General features: G+C 36.1%; 19 protein-coding genes. 5 read left to right on the top strand and 14 right to left on the bottom strand.

Going from position 1 to position 21534, the window contains the following annotated elements; translation table 11 throughout:
- Positions 1-27 precede the first annotated feature (27 nt).
- From HNQ94_RS08350 to HNQ94_RS08340, 3 genes are all read right to left on the bottom strand, one after another.
- Positions 28-1632: a long-chain-fatty-acid--CoA ligase gene (locus HNQ94_RS08350; protein WP_174495640.1), complete on the bottom strand. Its 1605-nt coding sequence runs from the start codon at positions 1630-1632 to the stop codon at positions 28-30.
- Positions 1633-1680: 48 nt separating this feature from the next.
- A complete protein-coding gene (locus HNQ94_RS08345) occupies positions 1681-2457 on the bottom strand; it encodes an SDR family oxidoreductase (RefSeq protein ID WP_174495641.1) in 777 nt (258 codons plus the stop codon).
- Positions 2458-2740: 283 nt separating this feature from the next.
- Complete coding sequence (locus HNQ94_RS08340; protein WP_174495642.1) at positions 2741-3697, bottom strand: alpha/beta hydrolase; 957 nt, start codon at positions 3695-3697, stop codon at positions 2741-2743.
- Positions 3698-3865: 168 nt separating this feature from the next.
- On the opposite strand from HNQ94_RS08340, the gene HNQ94_RS08335 reads away from it, so the two are divergent.
- From HNQ94_RS08335 to mbcS, 4 genes are all read left to right on the top strand, one after another.
- Entirely contained in the window at positions 3866-4561 is a 696-nt protein-coding gene (locus HNQ94_RS08335; protein ID WP_174495643.1) for a Dph6-related ATP pyrophosphatase, read from the top strand.
- A gap of 175 nt (positions 4562-4736) precedes the next feature.
- On the top strand, positions 4737-5198 hold the full coding sequence (locus HNQ94_RS08330) for a MarR family winged helix-turn-helix transcriptional regulator (RefSeq protein ID WP_174495644.1): 462 nt from the start codon (positions 4737-4739) through the stop codon (positions 5196-5198).
- The gene (locus HNQ94_RS08325; protein ID WP_174495645.1) at positions 5198-6079 is read left to right on the top strand and encodes a GNAT family N-acetyltransferase; all 882 of its coding nucleotides are present in this window, start codon (positions 5198-5200) and stop codon (positions 6077-6079) included. Before HNQ94_RS08330 ends, HNQ94_RS08325 begins: the two co-directional genes overlap by 1 nt.
- 180 nt (positions 6080-6259) lie before the next feature.
- Positions 6260-7852: an acyl-CoA synthetase MbcS gene (gene mbcS, locus HNQ94_RS08320; RefSeq protein WP_174495646.1), complete on the top strand. Its 1593-nt coding sequence runs from the start codon at positions 6260-6262 to the stop codon at positions 7850-7852.
- A gap of 114 nt (positions 7853-7966) precedes the next feature.
- Here mbcS and HNQ94_RS08315 read toward each other — a convergent pair whose 3' ends face one another.
- The 5 genes from HNQ94_RS08315 to HNQ94_RS08295 form a co-directional block, all read right to left on the bottom strand.
- Entirely contained in the window at positions 7967-8365 is a 399-nt protein-coding gene (locus HNQ94_RS08315) for a VOC family protein (protein ID WP_174495647.1), read from the bottom strand.
- 231 nt (positions 8366-8596) lie between these two features.
- On the bottom strand, positions 8597-9790 hold the full coding sequence (locus tag HNQ94_RS08310) for a DHH family phosphoesterase (protein ID WP_174495890.1): 1194 nt from the start codon (positions 9788-9790) through the stop codon (positions 8597-8599).
- A gap of 212 nt (positions 9791-10002) precedes the next feature.
- A complete protein-coding gene (locus tag HNQ94_RS08305) occupies positions 10003-10821 on the bottom strand; it encodes an alpha/beta fold hydrolase (RefSeq protein ID WP_174495648.1) in 819 nt (272 codons plus the stop codon).
- Positions 10822-11160: 339 nt separating this feature from the next.
- Positions 11161-11670 carry a GNAT family N-acetyltransferase gene (locus HNQ94_RS08300; RefSeq protein ID WP_246199958.1) on the bottom strand — a complete coding sequence of 170 codons (510 nt, stop codon included), beginning with the start codon at positions 11668-11670 and terminating at the stop codon, positions 11161-11163.
- A 325-nt stretch (positions 11671-11995) separates the two neighbouring features.
- On the bottom strand, positions 11996-13183 hold the full coding sequence (locus HNQ94_RS08295; RefSeq protein ID WP_174495649.1) for an MFS transporter: 1188 nt from the start codon (positions 13181-13183) through the stop codon (positions 11996-11998).
- A gap of 299 nt (positions 13184-13482) precedes the next feature.
- Between HNQ94_RS08295 and HNQ94_RS08290 the strand changes: the two genes are divergently transcribed.
- Positions 13483-14091, top strand: coding sequence for a TetR/AcrR family transcriptional regulator (locus HNQ94_RS08290; protein ID WP_174495650.1), 609 nt, complete (start codon positions 13483-13485; stop codon positions 14089-14091).
- A 27-nt stretch (positions 14092-14118) separates the two neighbouring features.
- Here HNQ94_RS08290 and HNQ94_RS08285 read toward each other — a convergent pair whose 3' ends face one another.
- The 6 genes from HNQ94_RS08285 to HNQ94_RS08260 form a co-directional block, all read right to left on the bottom strand.
- Entirely contained in the window at positions 14119-15129 is a 1011-nt protein-coding gene (locus HNQ94_RS08285) for a serine hydrolase domain-containing protein (protein WP_174495651.1), read from the bottom strand.
- 649 nt (positions 15130-15778) lie between these two features.
- Complete coding sequence (locus HNQ94_RS08280) at positions 15779-16657, bottom strand: alpha/beta hydrolase (protein ID WP_174495652.1); 879 nt, start codon at positions 16655-16657, stop codon at positions 15779-15781.
- A gap of 76 nt (positions 16658-16733) precedes the next feature.
- On the bottom strand, positions 16734-17357 hold the full coding sequence (locus HNQ94_RS08275) for an NUDIX hydrolase (RefSeq protein WP_174495653.1): 624 nt from the start codon (positions 17355-17357) through the stop codon (positions 16734-16736).
- Positions 17358-17525: 168 nt separating this feature from the next.
- On the bottom strand, positions 17526-19808 hold the full coding sequence (locus tag HNQ94_RS08270; protein ID WP_174495654.1) for a glycoside hydrolase family 65 protein: 2283 nt from the start codon (positions 19806-19808) through the stop codon (positions 17526-17528).
- Between the two features lie 42 nt (positions 19809-19850).
- Complete coding sequence (gene pgmB, locus HNQ94_RS08265) at positions 19851-20525, bottom strand: beta-phosphoglucomutase (protein ID WP_174495655.1); 675 nt, start codon at positions 20523-20525, stop codon at positions 19851-19853.
- A 26-nt stretch (positions 20526-20551) separates the two neighbouring features.
- The gene (locus tag HNQ94_RS08260) at positions 20552-21514 is read right to left on the bottom strand and encodes a formylglycine-generating enzyme family protein (RefSeq protein WP_174495656.1); all 963 of its coding nucleotides are present in this window, start codon (positions 21512-21514) and stop codon (positions 20552-20554) included.
- Positions 21515-21534 lie beyond the last annotated feature (20 nt).

Here is a 21534-nt window from a genome sequence, read left to right as displayed (position 1 = left end):
TGATAGGTTTCGTGAGGATTTGGGGCCTCAAACCACTTCTTCCCTAATTTTTCGGCGTAAAATTTTCCCAACATTCGTCTTCGGTAGCTCTGGACGAAACTCTACGATACGAGGAACCTTATATGTCGCCATGTTTTCCTTGCAATAAGCAATTAGCTCTTCCTCGGTGCATGTTTGGCCTTCTTTTAAGACAACAACAGCTTTCACTGTTTCCCCTCGATACTCATCAGGCACCCCAACAACAACAGCCTCTTGAACAGCTGGATGCTCATAAATTACTTCTTCTACATCACGTGGATACACATTATAGCCACTCGCAATAATTAAATCCTTTTTCCTATCGACAATATACACGTAACCGTCTTCATCCATGGAAGCGATATCCCCAGTGTATAACCAGCCATCTCGAAGCGTGTTTGCGGTTTCCTCAGGCATATTCCAATAGCCCTTCATTACTTGAGGCCCGCGAATAATGAGCTCCCCTTTTTCGCCAAAAGGAACTTCCTTCGTACCATCCGATAGATCAACTACTTTGTATTCTGTTCCTGGAACGCCAATGCCAATACTACCTGGCTTTCGGGTAGAAAACATTGGATTACAGTGAGTAATTGGGGATGCCTCTGATAGCCCATATCCTTCTAAAATCATCGAGCCTGTTTTTGCCTCAAAAGAACGCATTAGTTCACCAGGCATTGGTGCGCTTCCACTGTTACATATTTGAATACTATCGAGCCCATATTCCTCTGCTTTTGGGTGACTTGTAATGGCTACATACATCGTTGGAACTCCTGGGAAAGTCGTAGGTTGAAGGTTTTTAATTGTTTGAAGTACTTCTTCTAATTCGAATCTTGGTAGTAGAATGTTCAATGATCCGGTATAAATAGAGAGGTTCATTCCTGAAGTCATACCGAATACATGGAAAAGAGGTATAACAGTTAAATATCTATCTTCGCCAAATGTAATCTCGTCTTTAAAAAATTCATATGCTTGAAGTGTATTTACCACAATGTTTCGGTGAGTAAGCATTGCTCCTTTTGATCGACCAGTTGTACCACCCGTATATTGAAGAACAGCGATATCTTCGGCTGGGTCTATTGCAACTGGCTGTGGAGGTCTTTTAGCTTGTTTTAAATAAGACGTAAAATCAATCGCTAAATTATCTTCTGCACTATCCTCCCCTAACGCTACTTGTATAACTTGCTTCACGGATGTCTTATCAATAATTTGATTTAGCACTGGCAACAGTGGCTTATAAATGACAATAGTCTCTGCTCCAGAATCATTTAAAATGTGTTGAAGCTCTTGACCTACAAGCATCGGATTCACCTGTGTTACCGTACCGCCTGCCTGAAGAATTCCATAGTAACTGACAACATATTGCGGACAATTCGGAAGCATAATCGCAACTCGGTCCCCTTTTTGTAATCCATTATCCTGTAGCACAGATGCGAAGGCGCCAACCTGCTGACCAACCTGATTGTAAGTAAATTCCCTTCCATAAAAATGAATCGCCTTTTTGTCCCCATATTTTGCGATTGCCCCCCCTAACATGTCGTACACAGACATATTAGGTATTTCTAACGTCTCGCCTTGAATGTGGTCGGGATAATGCTTTAACCAAACTTTCTCCATTTCTTCAACCTCCTAAAAAATTTTTATTAATATAGAATAGGCAAAGGCCTAGACTGCATTCATTCCACCATCGACTGCAATAATTTCACCAGTCACGTAGTCAGAAGCCCTGGAAGCTAAAAAAATCGCCACTCCTTTTATGTCTTCATCACCACCTAATCGTTGCATTGGCGTTTGCTCAACAACTAAATCACCAGCCATCATCAAAACACCTTTAGACATTTTCGTTGGAAAAAAGCCTGGTGCAATTGCGTTTACATTAATGTTATAACGACCCCATTTTGCCGCTAAATCCTTCGTAAGGGTCACAATAGCTCCTTTACTAGCGTTATAACCAATCGCATCCATTACCCGTGGGTCCACTCCATTTAGTCCAGCAATAGAGGAAAGATTAATGATTTTCCCACTTTTTTGCTTGACCATATGTTTTCCAACAGCTTGGGACATAAGAAAGGTTCCTGTCACGTTCACCGCCATTACTTTATTCCATGCTTCTAATGGCATCTCTAAAGCCGGAGCCCCCCATGACGCACCACTGTTGTTTACCAAAATATCAATTTTTCCGTAGGTAGTAATCGTTTCATCGACCACACGCTGCACTTGTTCTGGATTGGAAACGTCACAACTTAGCGCTAACGCTTCTCCACCGCTTTCTTTAATTTCCATTACGGTTTCCTCACAAGCTTCTAATTTTCGAGAGCAAACAACAACCTTTGCCCCAGCATCCGCAAATGCAATTGCCATCTGCTTTCCGAGACCTCTACCACCACCTGTTACAATAGCTATTTTATCCTTTAATTGAAACAATCGATCTACAATATTCAATGTACAAGTACCTCCCCCGTCTATTATGATAGCGCTTACAATTAAGTTGAAAAAAATATTGGTAAATACCAACCAGTTGGTATGTTCTTTCTAAATTATAACAAACTATTCAGAATATTAGAACATATTAATGTGAATTTTCCCAACTATTTTTTCATGGATTTATGCTATACACCTAAAACAGTCTTATTAGTCATTCTCTTTTAAATGTATGCGGTTACTCTATTTTATGCTCCTCATTAACACAAAAGACTTCCCCTAGCCTAGAGAGGAAGTCGATCTGTTAATCCATATGTTTCGTTAAAAATGCATTCATCTTTTTTACGTATTCTTCTTGATGTATAACAAATGCTTCACCATGGCTAGAATCATCAAATGTCATGATTTCAGCTTCACTTTTCGTATTTTCATATAATTCAAATGCCATTTCCGTAGGCACAAAAGTATCATCATTTCCATGAAAATATAATATAGGAATTTCCGCCTTTTTCACTTGATCAAGAGCTGAGGCTTCGGTTAAAGAGTACCCTGCACGTAGTTTCGTCACTAGACTAGTAGTTGGAAGAACTGGGAAATCAGGCAAATGAAACATTCTTTCCATCTGATAATCAAACAAATCATAAACGTTCGTATATGGGCTGTCAGCTACAATTGCTTTTACATTGTCCGGTAACTCTTCCCCACTTACCATTAATACAGTAGCGCCTCCCATTGATACACCATGTAGAACGATTTCACTAGATGGGCCATTCTTTTCAATCACCATGTCGATCCAATCTACATAATCTAATCGATCATGCCAGCCAAAGCCGATATATTCTCCATCACTTTTTCCATGTCCACGCATATCTGCTGTGAATATGTTATAGCCAAGTTCTTCATAATAATACTGACCATACAACCCCATGTCTCGACCTTTTCCTAAATAACCGTGGGCAAAAATAACTGTTTTATTTGTAGGCTCTTTCGCTTCTAAAAAATATCCTTGTAAAGTTAAGCCATCGTCCGTCTCGAGTTCCCAATTCTCAAATTGTTGGCTGGAAACCCATTGACGCCAGCCCCCTTTTAAAAATACATCCATCGCTTGAGCCGAAACTTGTAAATCTTGATTATCTACTAAAAAATCCTTTTGTTCTCTTTTAATTGCTAAATCATAAAAATAATAGCTTGCTATAATATTGGCAATGAAAACGATGCCAAGAATTCCAATTCCAAGTCTAATCCACAGTTTCTTTTTCACCCGAGGTCACCTCTCTCTATTATGCTGTCTTTCTATTATAACGGAAAAACCCCCATTCGTATGATGGTATTTGTTAGCAAAATTCTTTCAATTCAAATAATTCGACAATTTTCGGGGCGTGACAGGCACCTTGATTATTCGTATGATAAAAAGAGAGGTGAAAATACTATGAAAAACAAAATTGTCGTTTCCTTTAGTGGTGGCAAAGATTCTACTCTCGCCTTACACCGACTAGTTCAATCAGGAGAATGGGATATTAATTCCCTGTTAACTACTATTACGGAAGATTTCAAACGCACAAGTATTCACGGAGTTCGAGAAACTCTCCTTGATAAGCAGGCAGAGGTGTTAGGCATCCCGCTTCGAAAAGTATATATCCCAAAAGTTTGTTCAAATGAAAAGTACGAGAAAATTATGTCCGCTGTTATTGAAGAAATGGTAGAAAACGGTGTTACGCATATGATGTTTGGGGATATTCACTTACAGGATGTAAAGAAATATAGGGAGAACATGATGGGCAAAACACCTATTAAACCTGTGTTCCCGATATGGGGTGAAGAATCACATCAATTAATAGAAGAATTTTTGACGAGTGGCTTTCAAACAGTCGTTACTTGCTTGGATAGTCAACAACTTGATCATTCCTTTGTCGGTAGGGTTATCAATAGGACTTTTTTAGAAGAGCTCCCCAAGTCTGTTGACCCATGTGGCGAAAACGGGGAATTTCATACCTTTGTATTTAATGGTCCGCTTTTTCAGAAGCCTATACAATTTACTGTATCTAAAGAAAAAACAATAACGAAAGATGTATTCACGAATGAAAACCGATTTTATTTTGTTGATTTACTACCTTCGCAAGAGTAGACTTCCTAAATAAACCGTCTTTTCCATTCCTACAAATGGCACTAAACACTACACTAAAAGCCGATATTAATCGGCTTTTTTTATTTTGTTTTACATATACCTATACTTGACATAAATTTATTTTATCTATATAAATATTTTATATACTTAAACTAATTTCCAATGAGGTGGAAGCATGTCCAAAGATGATCAATTTACGAATTATATAAAAGAAGCTTTTTCCCTATTAGAGAAAATAAATGCCCAAGTTGTAAAAGACCATCAAACGTTTATGAACAATGACTTAACTCCTAAACAACTTTTCATCTTACAGACAATTCGTGATGAGAAAAAAGTAACCATTAACCAACTTTCAGAACGAACCATGCTATCTGCAAGTTCAGTAAGTCAAATAATAGCTAGACTTGAGAAAGATAGATATGTGAGAAGGGATATAAACCCCGAAAATCGGCGAGAAATAATAGTGAAGCTCGATAAAAAGGGACTAGAATTGTTTAAGGAATATGAAAAGATTGACGACAAAATTATTGAACAATACTATGGTAATTTCTCCTTGCAAGAAGTAAAAACCTTTCGGGACTTAGTAAAAAAACTACATGACGAAATGAAATCAGAATCGTCAAGAAAGGAATCATAATGGATCAGTTAACATTTAGGAAGGGGTACCAACATGATAAAACTTACCGTACTTCCTTCAATAAGCTAGCAAAACAAATCTTTGGCATTCATTTTGAAACATGGTATGAACATGGTTTCTGGACAGATCAATATGAGCCCTATTCTTATTCATACGATAAGGAAATTATTGCAAATGTTTCGGTAAATAAATTAGATTTAATGGTTAACAAAAATCTTTACTCTGCCATACAAATTGGAACGGTTATGACCCATCCAGACCATCGAAACAAAGGATTATCTAGAAAACTGATGGATAAAGTTCTTGCAGATTACGAAGAGCAGGCTGATATTATGTATTTGTTCGCGAATGATAGCGTGCTAGAATTTTACCCAAAGTTCGGATTCCATCGAGAAGAAGAATACCAATATACACACAAAGTGAATAAAATTTCTACGACCAAAACTCTACTGCATAAACTTGATGGAAAAAATAAAAAAGACTTAACTTTTATTTACCAATACGCACAAAAAAGAATCCTTATTACAGATAAATTCTCATCTAGTAATGCAGCAAACCTTTTTATGTTTTATTGTTTAAACGTTTTTCCTAATGATATTTATTATGTGAAAAGCTTAGATGTCATTGTCATTTTTCAACAGCAACAGGATACGGTACATCTTTTTGATATCCTATCTACTAGACCCTTTTCTATTAAGGAAGTACTTGTATCTATCCTGAACCCTATCGTCACCGAGGTTGTCTTTCACTTTTCAGTAGATGATAAAGAGCTGAATGTGGAGAAAATCAATTATCATAGTAGCGAAGTTTTATTCTGCAAAACAAAGCCTGAAATTAGTTGGCCAAAATACGAGAAGCACCCTCTTACCTCACAAGCCTAAAAATATTTTCCTTGGTGGTACTTTCCTTACTTTCACTCACCTAAATACTTTTAAAAAATACGCATGAAGATTTAAGGTCACGCGTATTTTTTGTTTACCTCATCTCATCCTTTCTAACTATTTTATTTTTCTGAATTTTTGTTATACTAAAATAAATACTTAGTAGTAGGAGTTGGTCATATGAAAAGAGAAGATTTAATAGCTCCAGAACATTACAATATCGTCATGGAAATGGAAAAGTACGCAAAAGACACAAACCGAAAAGCGTTAATTTTTCAAGATGAAATGGGAAGTAAAAAGGAAATTACATATGAACAGCTAATGAAAAATACCAACAAGGTTGGGAATGCCTTTTTAGAAAGTGGATTGAAACGCGGGGATAAAATACTTGTTATGATTCCTCGTCTTATAGAAGCTTATGAAGTCTATTTAGCTGCCTTAAAAACAGGAATTATCATTATACCTAGTTCTGAAATGCTGAAAACCAAGGATTTACAATATCGGGTTTCCCACGGTGAAGTGAGTGGTGTGGTTAGTTATTTTCCTTATATAGATCAGTATAAGGGGATTAAGGAATATGATCAGCTAACAAAATTCAGTATTGGGGAGTCATCTGAAGGTTGGCTTTTCTTAGATGCATTAAAAGAGGATGCTTCCGACCATTTGGAAATCGCGAATACTACTAAGGATGATATTGCCTTTTTACCTTACACTTCTGGTACAACAGGTAATCCTAAAGGTGTTGTTCATACACATGGATGGGGCTTTGCTCATCTGAAAACAGTATCAGAAAATTGGTTAGGTATACGTGAAGGTGATAAAGTATGGGCCACAGCAGGCCCAGGTTGGCAAAAGTGGGTATGGAGTCCTTTTCTTTCTGTTCTAGGTTCCGGTGTAACTGGATTTATTTATAACGGGAAATTTAATCCTCAAAAATACTTAAGTTTACTACAGGAAAAAGAAATAAATGTTTTATGTTGTACACCAACGGAATATCGACTCATGGCGAAAGTGGATAATTTAGATGACTACACTCTACCTTCTTTGCATAGCGCTGTTTCTGCTGGAGAACCATTAAATCGGGAAGTGATTGACACATTCAGAAAGCACTTTAATATCACGGTTAGAGATGGATATGGACAAACAGAAAATACATTACTATTGGGCATTATGAAGAACATGGAAGTGAAGCCCGGCTCAATGGGCAAACCTACCCCTGGTAATGAAGTTGAAATTATTGATGAAAATGGTGAAGCTGTTCCAGTAAATGCAGTAGGTGATATTGCCGTAAAACTTGATAGCCCTGCTTTATTCCGAGAGTATTATAAGGACCCTGAACGTACAGCAATGGCTAAACGTGGTGATTATTATATAACAGGGGACCAAGCGTCAAAAGATGAAGATGGATACTTCTGGTTTAGTGGTCGGAGTGATGATATTATTATTAGCTCTGGGTATACAATTGGTCCATTTGAAGTGGAAGACGCTCTAGTGAGGCACCCATTTGTTCAAGAATGTGCGGTTGTAGCCAGTCCAGATGAAATTCGAGGAAGCGTCGTGAAAGCATATATTGTTTTAAGGGAAAATGTTGACAAAAATGACCCTACTCTTATTCAAACTTTACAAGACCATGTAAAGAGTTCTACTGCACCATACAAATATCCACGACAAATCGAATTTTTAGATGAATTACCTAAAACGACGTCAGGAAAAATACGACGTGTTGAACTGAGACATAGAGAAATGAATAAAATGCCAAAGACAAATAACTAATGATAAAAGTCTAGAATACAAATGCTATTCTAGGCTTTTCTATTAGCAACGATTAGCTCCAGTGAGCGTATTAAAAAAAAGAGACTGCTCAGTTAGGCAGTCTATCTGTCCATACTAATAAACCATTTCTATGTCATGATAGTACTTAAACTCTAACAAGTTATTTGCCGGATCAATTAAAAAGAATGTCATATGTTCCTCTCTTTTTCCCTCAAATCGTACCATTGGCTCCTTAAAGAAGGGCAAATTTAATTCATTGGCAAGTGCTAATAAATGAACATAATCATCTTTTTCTAAAAACGTTAAGCCAAAGTGACGAGGATACATTTTTGGTTTTTCATCAATTTCATCTGGATGTAAATGACATACCACTTGATCACCAAAAAAGTCAAAAGTAACTCGATCATCATACCTTCTTGCATTTCGACAGCCTAGACTTTCATAAAATTCAACTGTTTCATCTAAATCCTTACAAGGAATCGCTAAATGAAACACTTTATTCGTTTCTCTCATAAAAATGCCTCCTTAAATAATCAAGCTAAACATACGTAATACCACTTAAGGGCTTCCAAGAAAAATAAGGCTATAACCTATTTGACATACAAAAATTATATTCGCCAAGCATTAATTCGTTACACGTATCCTTTAATTTGTTTTAAAAATGGAAAAATGGGCTCATATCCCATTCATAAGTAAACCAAAACAAAAAGGCACTCCTTTTCAGGTGTGCCTTTTCATCCTATTTTATTCTGCTTGTTTCTTTGGTTTTAGCTGATCCATTAAATAATGGACAAAAACATCATCTCTAACTAACCATGCTTGATGGTTTCTTTTCAAATATTTTTCTGCCTCTTCAAAGCTTGGAAACGTTTGGTCCATTTTAATGTTGTTTTTTTCTATTTCCCAAGTTTGTTCGTCAACTGAGGCAATAAAAAATAGCTCCTCAGCAAGGGTTTTATATAAAGAACCAAATGTGGATCTTTTCAAATTATATCGGTTTCGTTTGGCATCCTCTCGTAAAGGCTCTAGTGGAAAAGTCTCTGCAACAAATTTATTGTATGCATCGTCGGTAAGTGTGCATCCTGAAGCCTTGGCATGACCGCCACCACCGAAAAGCCCAGCAAATTCAGAAACATCAACGTGATCATGAATCGTTCGAAAACCAACTCGCTTACTTCCTATATTTAAGATTGCAATAAAATCAAGATGTGGATATTCTTTTCCTAATTCATTTCCAAGCTCAGAATGGTAGGATTCTGCATAAACTATTCCAGCATATAGTCCCTCCATTTTTGCTTGAACGAGTTCTCTTCTCTTTCTCCTTATGTAACGCTCTATTTTGTCGTCTTCCATGTCTAACACTTTTTTCTCAAACTCATCAAAATAAAAATGGTCACTTGATAAAAGGCGATCTATCATTTTCTCTTCAAACTCATCAATCGATATAAGGAAAAAAAGTGCATTAAGACGCTGTGCTTCTAGGTTATTATTTTTCTCCCATTCCCAAGTATCATATTGCCGAACAAGCTCAACAAATTCAGCAATCCCATTTGATGGTTCCAAATAATCATTCTTTACCAAATACTCATAGAGCAAGGAAGTTGCAGACGTCAGTTTTCCTTCCTCATCTTCTACTACAACTTGTCCCCAGTCATAATCATTAAAATGAAGGGCTGTTTTATGATGATCAAGAAATTGCACCTTTCCCCCAGCTTTCACATACTCATCTAGCTTTTTTTCATTTTCTTCGTTCACACTCAAATCAGTAATGATAAGTAACGTATCTTTATCCTTATTGTTATCAAGAAACCATTGAACTTCCCGGTCCAATCCCCCAACAGAATTGTAACGTACATTCACCTGCTTCCCAAAAGCAAGCTTGGCTAATATACCACAACTAACACCATCTAAATCGTTATGCGATAATAATTTGTACATCATTTTCACCTCCTTGTATAGTATTGGTTCATAAGGAAATATTTATATCTAATTCAAGCTTAAAAAATTTTGTTTTATGAAAAAACAACCTAAAAAATAGTAGGTTGTTTTCATTGAAAATACAGAATAGCCTTTAAAAGATTCTGTTACACTTTCAGCCTCTTCATTACATTATTATATATAAGAAGGATAGTGGCGAATGCTTACAATTTTCAGCCTTTTTCTTTACTCATATTAAGAAATTCCATCAAATGGTTGTGAAACAACTCAGGATTCTCCAAATTTAACATATGAGCAGTACCTGGTATCCATACTACTCTCGAATCAGATATGTGCTCATCCATAAAAGCTGCCATTTCACGAAATTCAGGAAAATCATACTCAGACTCCATAATGAGGGTAGGCACGTTTATTTCGTGTAAGAACTCCATTGTTTTTTTCTCTGGCATCAGAAGTTTACCCTTGCCTCTTTCTTTTAAAAAGGAGTTCCTTACCATTGAAGTAAAATGGTCGCAAACCTCAGGATCCATATCACTTACATTTCGAAATGGGCCTGCTACCCAACCTTTACACATTAACTCTACTATTTTGTCTAAATCCCCCTCTTGGTACAAAACATTTAATTGTTCTTGAAAAACGTTTTTCTCTTCTGATACATTGGACCATCCTGGTAAACTAGCTGAAGCTACGATAAGACTTTCGACCAAATTTGGATAATGAATCGCTAGCTCAAGACTGATGTTTCCTCCTACAGAAAAACCGACGAATGTTGCCCGTTCAATATGTAAGTAATTTAGTAAAGCTTTTATATCCTCTAAAATGGAATAATCATTGTTATGTGATGCAGATTGTCCCAGGCCAGCCATATCAAACCGGATTACTTGATAGTTTTTGGATAGAAACTCTACTTGCTTATCCCACATTCTTGAGTCAATTGGAAAACCATGAACTAGTACAAGTGGTTTTCCCTCTCCTACCATTTCATAATATAAAGACGTTCCATTCACTTGTGCCATCCCAGTTTTATACATATAACAACCTCCCTTTATTACTCTACAATATAATATAAATTACTTTATAAAGCAATTGATTATTGTTTTATTCTTACAAAAAACTAGTTGAATGATAGAACATGTGAGGTAATTAAATATGTTTGAATCTCATCCACTACGTTTTTCGTTAGGAGGATAAAGCTGTACCCAATGAAAGCTTAGTATTCTGCCGAAGTGATAGTAAAGTACCCAACAGATTCCATGCATCAATCATCAATTAATAGTTGCTTAACAGCTAAACTAATTTCGTTAACAACATTTAAGAAACACCCCTCTTAAAACAAAAAAATCCGACATATATGCCGGATTTCTACGCAATTAATTTATTTTCTTTCCCATAATAACAAAAGCATTATTCTTATCTGGATAAAAAGGTTTATAAACCACTTCCCAGTTGAGCTTTTCATACAAGTTCCGAGCAATTTCGTTATTCATCTGTGTCGTCAAAACAGCTGTCTTATTTGTAACCCCTTCAACCAACTTACTAGCTAAGTGTTTTCCATAGCCTTTGTTTCTCTCTGTCGATAATACAGCTAATTCTACCAATTCAAAACAATCACTAAGCCATTTATCTGCTAGCTTGTCCTCTAGTGTATCCCTTAATAATCCATTGTAATATTGCCCGGGCAATGTTGTGTAGCCGTAAGCAAATCCAATTAAATCGTTCTTCTCATTTATAATCATATATCCTCTATATCCTTTATAAGTAGCATGTTTTCGAAATCTCTCTTTAATAGAATTGTCATTTTTCTCCCAAACTTCTTTGTACACTTGTGCGATTTCGTTTAATGTTTTCTCACTTTTGTCTAATTCAACAACTTTTACCACTGCTTTCCCGCCTTACTTTACTAGTTTCCGAGCATCTTCTACCGTTTTCGAAATGCCCTTCTCTCTGCATAAGGGACACATTGAAAACATACAACGACTTTTTCTCCTTTATCGTCATAATAATTTGCCGGCTTTTCTGCATTCTTGCCACAGATCGCACATTTTTTTCGTTTGAAAAGACTTTTCATATAATCAAACATAAAGGATTCCTCCTTATACATTACTATATATCTATCTTATTAGTAAAAATGTACTTTGTGTAGTAATATGTTTTCCGCCTAAAATTAAAAAGGACACTCCCTAGAGTGTCCAGTTTTTATTATCATTAGGTACTTCTTTTACCCTTTACTAAGGCGATAATATAAATGAACATCGATATGATTACGGAAATAGCCCCTGCCAAATAAATATAGCTATACCCAAATGCATGGGCAATTAATCCGAAGCCGATCGCTCCTACCCCTACCCCCATATCAAAAAAGGAGAAAAATGTAGCATTCGCCATCCCTCTACGGTTCGCGGGGGCCTTGGATACGGACCACGCTTGTAATGCAGGTTGAACACTGCCAAAACCAAAACCGTATAAGGCTGCTGCTAAATAAAGGATAGATGAACTTGGTAACCAAACCAATAACAGCATTGCTGTTGTAATTAAAAAAGTTCCTGGTAAAAAGACAAAAATATGCCCTCTTAAATCATATAGCTTCCCTGCAAAGGTTCTAGAAGCCATTAAAAATAAAGCAAAAACTAGAAAATAAAGCTCTATTCCTTCTATTCCCTCTTCCGCTGTATATAAAGGTAAAAACGAAGCAATACCTCCAAACGTTACAGTTATAAAAAATAGGAGAATAGATGGTTTAATCGCACTTTTCTCAAAAATATCAAATTTAACATGCGTTACTTTGTGCTCTGATTGCTCCACCTTTTTGTAGGCAATCCGGCTTGATAATAGTAAGGCGACAAACCCTAAGAAAGCACAAATTAAAAATAATTGTGTAAAGGAAATATAACCCACTAGTGTGAGTCCTAAAGCCGGGCCAAATGCCAATGCAAAGTTTCCTGATAGACCAAAATAGCCCATCCCTTCTCCACGCCTATTAGGTGGAATAAGATCTGTTGCAATAGTACCTGTTGCTGTCGTAGACAAACCCCAACCAATTCCCTGAACAACTCGCATAACAAATAGCATAAAAATACTAGCTATGAAAGCATAAGAACCTACCGAAATAACAAAAATGGCCAAACCAGCCATGTAAACAAACTGCCTACCTTTTGAATCCAACGCATGACCAGCATATGGACGAAACAATAATGCAGAAAAAGTAAAAATACCTGTAATTAATCCTATTAATGTATCACTACCACCTAAATGCTGCACAAACAAAGGTAAAGTTGGTAATGTCATTTGAAACCCTAAAAAAATAAAAAAGTTTGCCATACATATCAGGGCAAAGTCTTTTGTCCAAATCCGTTCTCTTTTGAGATCTATTTGTTCTTCTGTCTTCTCTGTCATTTACATCACCTTTCACTTCGAAACACGAAATAATTATACAGGAGAGTAAAAGTATTTTCTAGTTTATATTTTGAAAAGTTTAACATCCTGCTTTGTTGTTAAAACATGTCAATCCGTTACCCATCTTCTTTTATATTATTTCTTTGATGCAAGGTTATACGAACTTTTCTCAATATAAAAATCATATTACCAGCTGAAGCCCAAGAGTTTGTTCAAATATCTAACGTTTGTTAGTATAATGACTATATTAGCTATTTTTGCTTGCAAATGCATCTAAAGACCTTAAGGAAGTGAATAATATGACATTAACTACAAAAGAGAAAATATTTCAAGCAGCATTAGATCTTTTTTCACAAAAAGGGTTTAGTGGTGTATCTATTCGTGAAATTACTCGGCAAGTTGGGATAAAAGAGAGTTCCTTATATAATCACTTCAAAAACAAGGAAGCTATATTAGAGGCTATATTAACTCATTTCAGGGTTGATTTTTCTAAAACATTACCACCAGTTGATTCATTAGATAAAATATTATCTACTACCGAACCGGAAACATTTTTAAAGACAGGACATAGTAACTTCAAACAGTACATGGAAGATCCACAAGGGCAAAAAATATGGAGATTGCTTCAAATTGAGCAGTTTCGAGAGCCATTCGCAAGAGAAATCATATTAAAAGACTTCTTTGGGGAAACAGTAGATTTTCTTGAAATTGTTTTTCAAAAGATGATCGCTATGAAAAAAATTAAAGCTTTTGACCCTAAAATTCTTGCAATTGAATATCAGTATCCTGTTTTCTCACTCTTAGCCGAATACAATATTTTAAAATTTGATGGAAAGGATACAACACAGGTAGAAAGTAGATTGAATCAGCATATAGATTTCTTTCTCGAAGTTATACGAAATGAATGAAAGGTATAGCCTAAAGGCTATACCTTTCTAAAACATTTTTTGCCAAAAATGAAGCTTACTATTAAATAATATTGCAGCAATATCACGAGAGATAAATGTGGCACCAAAATCTTTCATCATAAGTGGTGAGTAGCTTGTTATATCGTTACTTAACACAACTATCGTTAGATTATCATCCAAATAACGCTCAATATGACTAGTATATCCTCCAGGATGATTCCCACCATGCGAAACGCTTTTATGTCCCATTAAATTTTTAATAAACCAACCGTATCCGAATGTCACGTATTTTCCACTATACGAAGGACTCTGCATTAATTCAATTGTTTCTTTCTTTGCAAGTACTTCTGTTTGCAAAGCTTGTACAAACCGATGAATATCCTCAATTGTTGAAACAATTTCTCCACAAGCAAAAAGTAAAGTTGGACTAACGTGAGGTCCAATCTTATGATCTCGATAATTAAGAGCATATCCATCCAGGTTATCTCGAATAAAGCCTGTATTTGTCATTCCTGCGCGTTCGAAAACATTTCCTCTAACATACTGTTCATATGGAACTCCTGATAATTTAGAAACGATTAATCCAAGCATTAAGTATGCTGTATTGTTATAGGCCGCTTTCTTTCCAGGTGTATATTTCAGTTTTTCTTGTTTAACAATTTGAAGTATTTCCTCTGGTGTGTGATCTTTATCCCACCCTATTTTTTTTCGGAGCATTAAGTAATTTACAATACCAGACGTGTGATTTAATAGGTGATGAATCGTAATTCCACTGCCCTTATAATGAGGAAAAAATTCTTCAATAGGTGTTTGTAATGTCAACTTGTTACGTTCTATTAATTGCATAATACTTAATGCTGTAATAGGTTTACTGATCATTGATCCAACACAAAATCGTGTGTTAAGATCATTACTCATTCCTTTTTCCCTGTCTTTCATACCGTATGCATGTTGAAAGATTACCTCTCCATTTTTAGTGATCGAAATAACACCTGAAAAGTCTTTTTTTCGATTCATGTACGCATTAATTTTCTCCATTAAAATTCCTTCTTTCCCTTTACCTAAATCAACGAATAATTAACTAATGTTCGTTAGTTTATAATTATATAGGATATATTATCATAATATATCCAGAATTTGCTATTGTTTTTTTACTTCTTAGCTCTTTTTGTACAGATAGTTGTTATTTCTACGCATTTGATGGAAAATGCGACGTAACCATTGAACTTTAATTCCAGCCGCTACGGAAATACACTACGCTTTCCACGGGCTCGCGCTGTCCCGCAGGAGTCTACGTGTATTTCCTTCGCTAAGAATGTGTTTTATACTGTTTTAATTCGAAGTACTAATGGTTGGAACAGAGTTGAAATAGCTAAAGTGTAAGTACGAATCCTCACGAACGGTTTTATAATTTTCACTACCCTTTAATCAGATAATTACTACTAGCGTAGGCAGAATAAGCAGACTCCTACGGGATAGCACGTGTCTGAAGACCCCGCAGCGATAGTTTTCCGCGAGGAGGCTGAGGCCGTGGAAAGCGAAGTATTCTGCCGAAGCGGTCGTATGCACTCATCAAAATGCAAAGCTATAGTTATGTCGTAGTTTAAGAATATTGTGTAAAATAACAATCTATTAGAAAACATCATTCTTCTATTTGCAAAGAAATAAACCGGCCCATAAGGCCGGTTTAAGATTCCACTAATGAGCTACCTTCAATTCTTCCAATGAAATCTTTTGCCACTTTTCCTACAACCAATGGATTTTGCATCCAGACGTATGCATGAATAGCATTATCTATATGGACAAGATCATACGAATCTACATAGCTAGAAAATTTTTGAAAGCTTCGTTTAATCTTTTCGTTTTTCCATTCTTCTTCACTTGGAAGAAATAAAATGGGACACGTTACTTTTTCATAATATTCCTCAAACCGAAGATCCCAATATTTTTCGATATACTCGATTCGTACCTCATTTGGGTAGTGATTTGTATAATATCCTGTACCAGTATCTTGTATGCAGCTTTCGGCATATGCAGAAAAATGCTCATTCCATAATCCATGTTTTTGAAAGGATTGCTTTATTTCATTAAAATAAGACTCTTTCGACTCATGTCGCGGCATGGTTCTTTCTCTTAAGTGTTTTTTTAGTTTTTGCTTTTCCGCTTCTATTTCTTCAATGCTTCCATTGAACAAGCCAAATTCACCAAACTCATTATAAAGAGCTCCTTCACAAATAAGAGAAAGAATCATTTCAGGATGAGTTGCAGCAAAGCTAAGGCCAACCTCAGCACCTAGGGAACTTCCAATGACGTGGCACTCTATTATATTTAATTCTTTCAAAAGTAGGTATATATCATTTGCCATATCATCAATGTGATGACCTGTTAGCAGTTTGTCCGATTTACCATGACCACGAAAATCTGGTGCTATAATACTGAAATCACTATCAAATAAGGGGATAATCCCGTTCCACATATGTAATGTTCCACCACTAAAATGAAGGAATAAAACAGGAGTCTTTCCGTTTAATGCATATTTAACATTAATAGCTACACCATTTTCCAAATAAATTTTATCTTCTTTAATCGTCCTTACCTCCTGATGAAAATAATTTTATAGTAAACTCACTTAATCATTTGATTTACCTATTTGCCTTTAGAACTTCAACAAAATGAGCCAAAATTCTAGCTGTAAGTCCCCATATTACTTTTTGGTCATAGATGTAAAAAAACTCTTCAATACTCCGTGTTCGCCAATTGTAATTTTCTCCCCCTGGAATAAGATGAAGAGGAAAACTTTCCTCTGGTTCTAGTTTTGTATGTATAAGATGAATTTCAGGCTTGTGTTTGAGAAAAAAGGAAAGTGGAACGGTAAAGATTTCCTCCACTTCGGCATGATTGGCTTTAATGAGAGAAGGTCTTTTTATAAAGCCAACATGAGAATAAATCACCATTCCAAAGGGTGAAACTAGGTAATCAAGTGGATAAACGTTAGAAATTTGCTCTTTTCCAATACCTAACTCTTCTGTTGTTTCCCGTATTGCTGCTGCTTCTGCACTAGAATCTTTTTTATCAATTTTTCCACCTGGAAAACAAATTTCACCTGGCTGCCTTCTTAGTTGACGTGAACGAACCTCAAACAATACATGGATTTCGTTGTTCTTTTCCATTAATGGTAATAATACGGAAAATTTGGCAAATGACTCACTACCTAAAATAGTTGGAGGATGCTGATTAATTCTTTTAAAAATATCTTCTATGTTCATTGCGTCACCCCATCACTAACATACTTCGGTCAGTTTATAATTCAATTTTATTTTAACATAATATGCCAACTTTACTACTAGGTAGCTTTTTCAGGGAAATGCAAAAAAAAACAGGAACAGCTAAAATGACTGTTCCTGCTCACCTTAATTATTTAATTATTTATTTATTTATTTATTTATGGATAATTTTACTGGTTTTCCTTGTTCTAATTCCACTGATTCCTCGTGGTGTTGAATTGTTAAGCTATCCCCGTTCTCTATTACATAAGTTACATTTTCTTTATCCATCGTAATTCTGAGTAATCTTCCTTGATATTGTAAGTGGAAGGATAAAGAATTCCACTTTTCAGGAAGGGATGGTCGTAACGAAATGCCGGTTTCTTTTATCCTTAATCCAGCAAATCCGTATACGATAGCTAACCATGTGCCACCCATGTTGGCCATATGGAGACCATCCTTCGTATTACCGTGTGTATTATCCAAATCAAGGCGAGCTGTTTCATTAAAATAACGATATGCTTTTTCGTTATAGCCTAGCTTAGATCCAATAATACTGAATACACAGTATGACAAGGATGAATCATGAGTTGTGATTTCTTCATAATAGTTATAGGAATTTCGAATTGTTTCTTCATTTTGTTCATCTTCTAACAGAAAATGAGCAAGTACTGTATCCGCCTGTTTACATACTTGATAACGATACAGTGTCAATGGATGATAATTTAGTAATAGCGGGAATTTATCCTCAGGCGTATTTTCTAAATCCCAACGATCCTTTTGTAAGAAGCTGTCGTCTTGTGCGTTAATTTTTAATTTTTTATCATATGGAAGGTACATGTTTTCCCCTGCATTCTTCCATTCCGTAGCTTCTTCATGCGCTAATCCAATACGTTCTGCTAGCACATTAAGCGAATCGCTATCTACTTCTTTCAATTGCTGATACACTTTTTCAGCCCATAATAGATTATATTTCGCCATTGCATTTGTATAGTAGTTATTATTAACTAAGCAAGTATACTCATCTGGACCTGTTACTTCATCGATTCTGAATTGACCGTCAGTCATATGTCCCGTATCGATCCATAGTCGAGCTGTTTCAAACAACACTTCTGCCATATAATTACGTAAAAATTCTTCGTCTTTCGTTACTAAGTAATACTGAATGTAGCTATACGCAATATCTGCACTAATATGATATTGAGCAGTACCAGCTGGGAAAAAGGCGGAGCTTTCTGGTCCTGTAATCGTTCTCCACGGGAATAAGGCACCTTTTTTATGCCCCATTTCTTGGGCACGTTCTCTTGCACTATCTAAAATAGAATAGCGGTGCATTAACAAGTTTTTTGCAATTTCTGGATTTGTCATTAGGAAGACAGGGAAAATATAAATTTCCGTATCCCAGAAGTAATGTCCCTCATAACCTTCACCTGATAGTCCTTTTGCTGCAATGTTACTAACCGGGTCTTTTCCTACTGATTGGAGTAACTGGTATAGGTTAAAGCGAAGACCTTCTTGCAGCTCGTCATCCCCATCTATTTTGATATCAGACGTTGCCCAGAAATCATCTAAATATAATTTATGAGCAGCTAACAACTCTTCAAAAGGCTTTTTTGATATGTTATCTAAAATGGCTATGGCGTGTTCAACAATTTGCTCTTCATGTCTAAGTGTATCGGTGTAGACATTATATTTCGTAAATTGAATACTATCCTTGCCATCACACACATATTCTTCAACAACACTATCATCTACTACATCATGAGTATACGAGTGTTCTCCAGCAACAATCTGTGTAGACGTTACACAAGCAACCTCTAAATTCGTCACATATGTCGTATCTTTAACGACACTATACCCATTTATTTTCTCCACTTCTGATACGTGTAGGCGTTTCGCATGACCAGAAGCAACACGTGGGTCCCCTTTATCAACAAAATTGGATACATCCCCATTAACACGGGATACAATTTTTACTTTATCTACATTTTTTATTGCCTCAATTTTCACGTCAATAGCGAACAATTCTCTCGTCACAAAGGAAACAAATCGTCTAAAATGCAGTTTAACTTCTTTGCCATTTGGCGATTCCCAATGTATAATCCTTTCAGAATAGCCTGCATCTAAATGCAAATGACGTTCAAAAGAAATAACATTCCCTTCAAACAAGGAAAACAGTTCATTGTCTAAATAAATGTTAATATCTTGTCCATCAATCACATTCACTAATTTTTGCTGAGTTTCTGGAAAAGCATATAATTTTTCACCGTACGTAATTTCTGTTTGATCGTGGAAGGCATTAATATAAGTACCTCTTATTGATTTATAGCCACTAGTATAGCCCTCTTCAAAATTTCCTCGCACACCTAAATAACCATTTCCTAATGACAAAAGGCTTTCATCAATCAATAAGTTTTGATTATCTAATTCCGACTTTGTTAATTTCCATGTCATTTGAAACACTCCTGCTTGTGTATAATCTTTACAAACACTACGTTATTTTTTCCAGACTGTATACTCTTTTATAATTTGATTAAAATCTAGTTTTAATGTATCACTGACAATATAATTAGCATTCGCTAAATATTCCTCAGAACCAACACCAACCGAAAACATATTTGCACCGTTAATCGCCTGTACTCCAGCAGCTGCGTCCTCTACTCCAATACAATTCTCATAGGAAATTCCTAAAGCATCTGCTGCAGTCGTAAAGGTTTCTGGGTCTGGTTTACCTTTTGCTACTTTAGCTGCATCGACAACATAATCAAAATACGTAGTTAAACCTAACTTATCTAAAACCATTTGTGCATTTTTACTTGCAGATCCTAAAGCAATTTGTACATTGCTAGCTTTAATATCCTTCAACAGTTCTTCAATCCCAGGCAATGTGTTTTCAGAACCAATTGATTCAATTAGTTGCTTATAATACTCATTTTTATCGGTAGCTAATGATTCTTTTTCCTCATCCGAAAGGGACAACGATGGATCTAATGCAATAATTCGTTCAAGAGACTCCATTCTACTTATACCCTTTAATTGCTCATTAAACTCTCGGTCAATGGAAACGCCAATTTTTTCCGCTAGTTTTTGCCAAGCTAAAAAATGAAACTCAGCAGTATCCGTTATTACACCATCTAAATCAAAAATAAAAAGTTTTGGGAGTTGTGTCATTTGTAAAATCCTTTCTTGTTGATAGTTTAACCATCTACTACACAGCGAAATCCAATATTTCCTGATGAACTATCTGCTGTATTTGATGTACGCGCTGCAACTCGGTAACGATTGCAGTAAGTATGGTGACACAAATAAGAACCACCTCGCATCACACGTGTATCACCAGTTGGCGGACCTTTAGGATTCTTTTTTTCATGTTTTCCAACATCTTTACTAAACCAATCACTGCACCATTCCCATACATTACCCGCTACGTTATACAATCCGAATCCATTCGGAGGAAATGACTCAGCAGGAGCTGTTCCTACATATCCATCTTGCTTTGTATTACTTTTCGGAAAATTTCCTTGCCAGATGTTACAATAGTGTATACCTTCTGGAGTTAACTCATCACCCCAAGGGTATAACTTCTGTTCCAATCCTCCACGTGCAGCAAATTCCCATTCTGCTTCTGTTGGCAATCTCTTTCCTGCCCATTTACAATATGCCTGGGCATCATTCCAAGAAACATGTATAACAGGATGATCCATTCGATTTTCGATAGTGGAATCTGGCCCTTCAGGATGAAGCCAGTTTGCTCCTTCTACTACCCACCACCACGGAGTTTGCTGAACTCGTTGCTGAACGTTTTTTGCTGTATTTTCACTTATAAACATATAAAAAACAAAGGACCAACCAAAGCGTTCGGCTTCTGTCACATACCCTGTTTCCTTTACAAAATGTTGAAATTCTTCATTTGTTACTGTATGTGGATCCATATAAAACGGGTCTATTTCAATCGTCCGAACTGGTCCTTCTCCGTCTTCCGGAAACCCATGTTCGGTATCCGTCCCCATTAAAAAGCTACCACCTGGAATATGTATCATTTTTTCTTTACCAAAAATAGAAGAGGAAGTATGGGCCACCTGATTCGACAGTTGAACGAAAACGTTTTCGTTCACCCCGCGACTTGGCCCACAACAACAAGAATTACCTTTATCTTTCATTTGCCTTCCCCCTTTAAGCA

Origin of the sequence: Salirhabdus euzebyi, from assembly GCF_014207435.1 — a bacterium.
Lineage (GTDB): Bacteria > Bacillota > Bacilli > Bacillales > Alkalibacillaceae > Salirhabdus > Salirhabdus euzebyi.
Note: the sequence above shows the minus strand (reverse complement) of the source record. Positions and strands in the feature narration are given on the sequence as shown.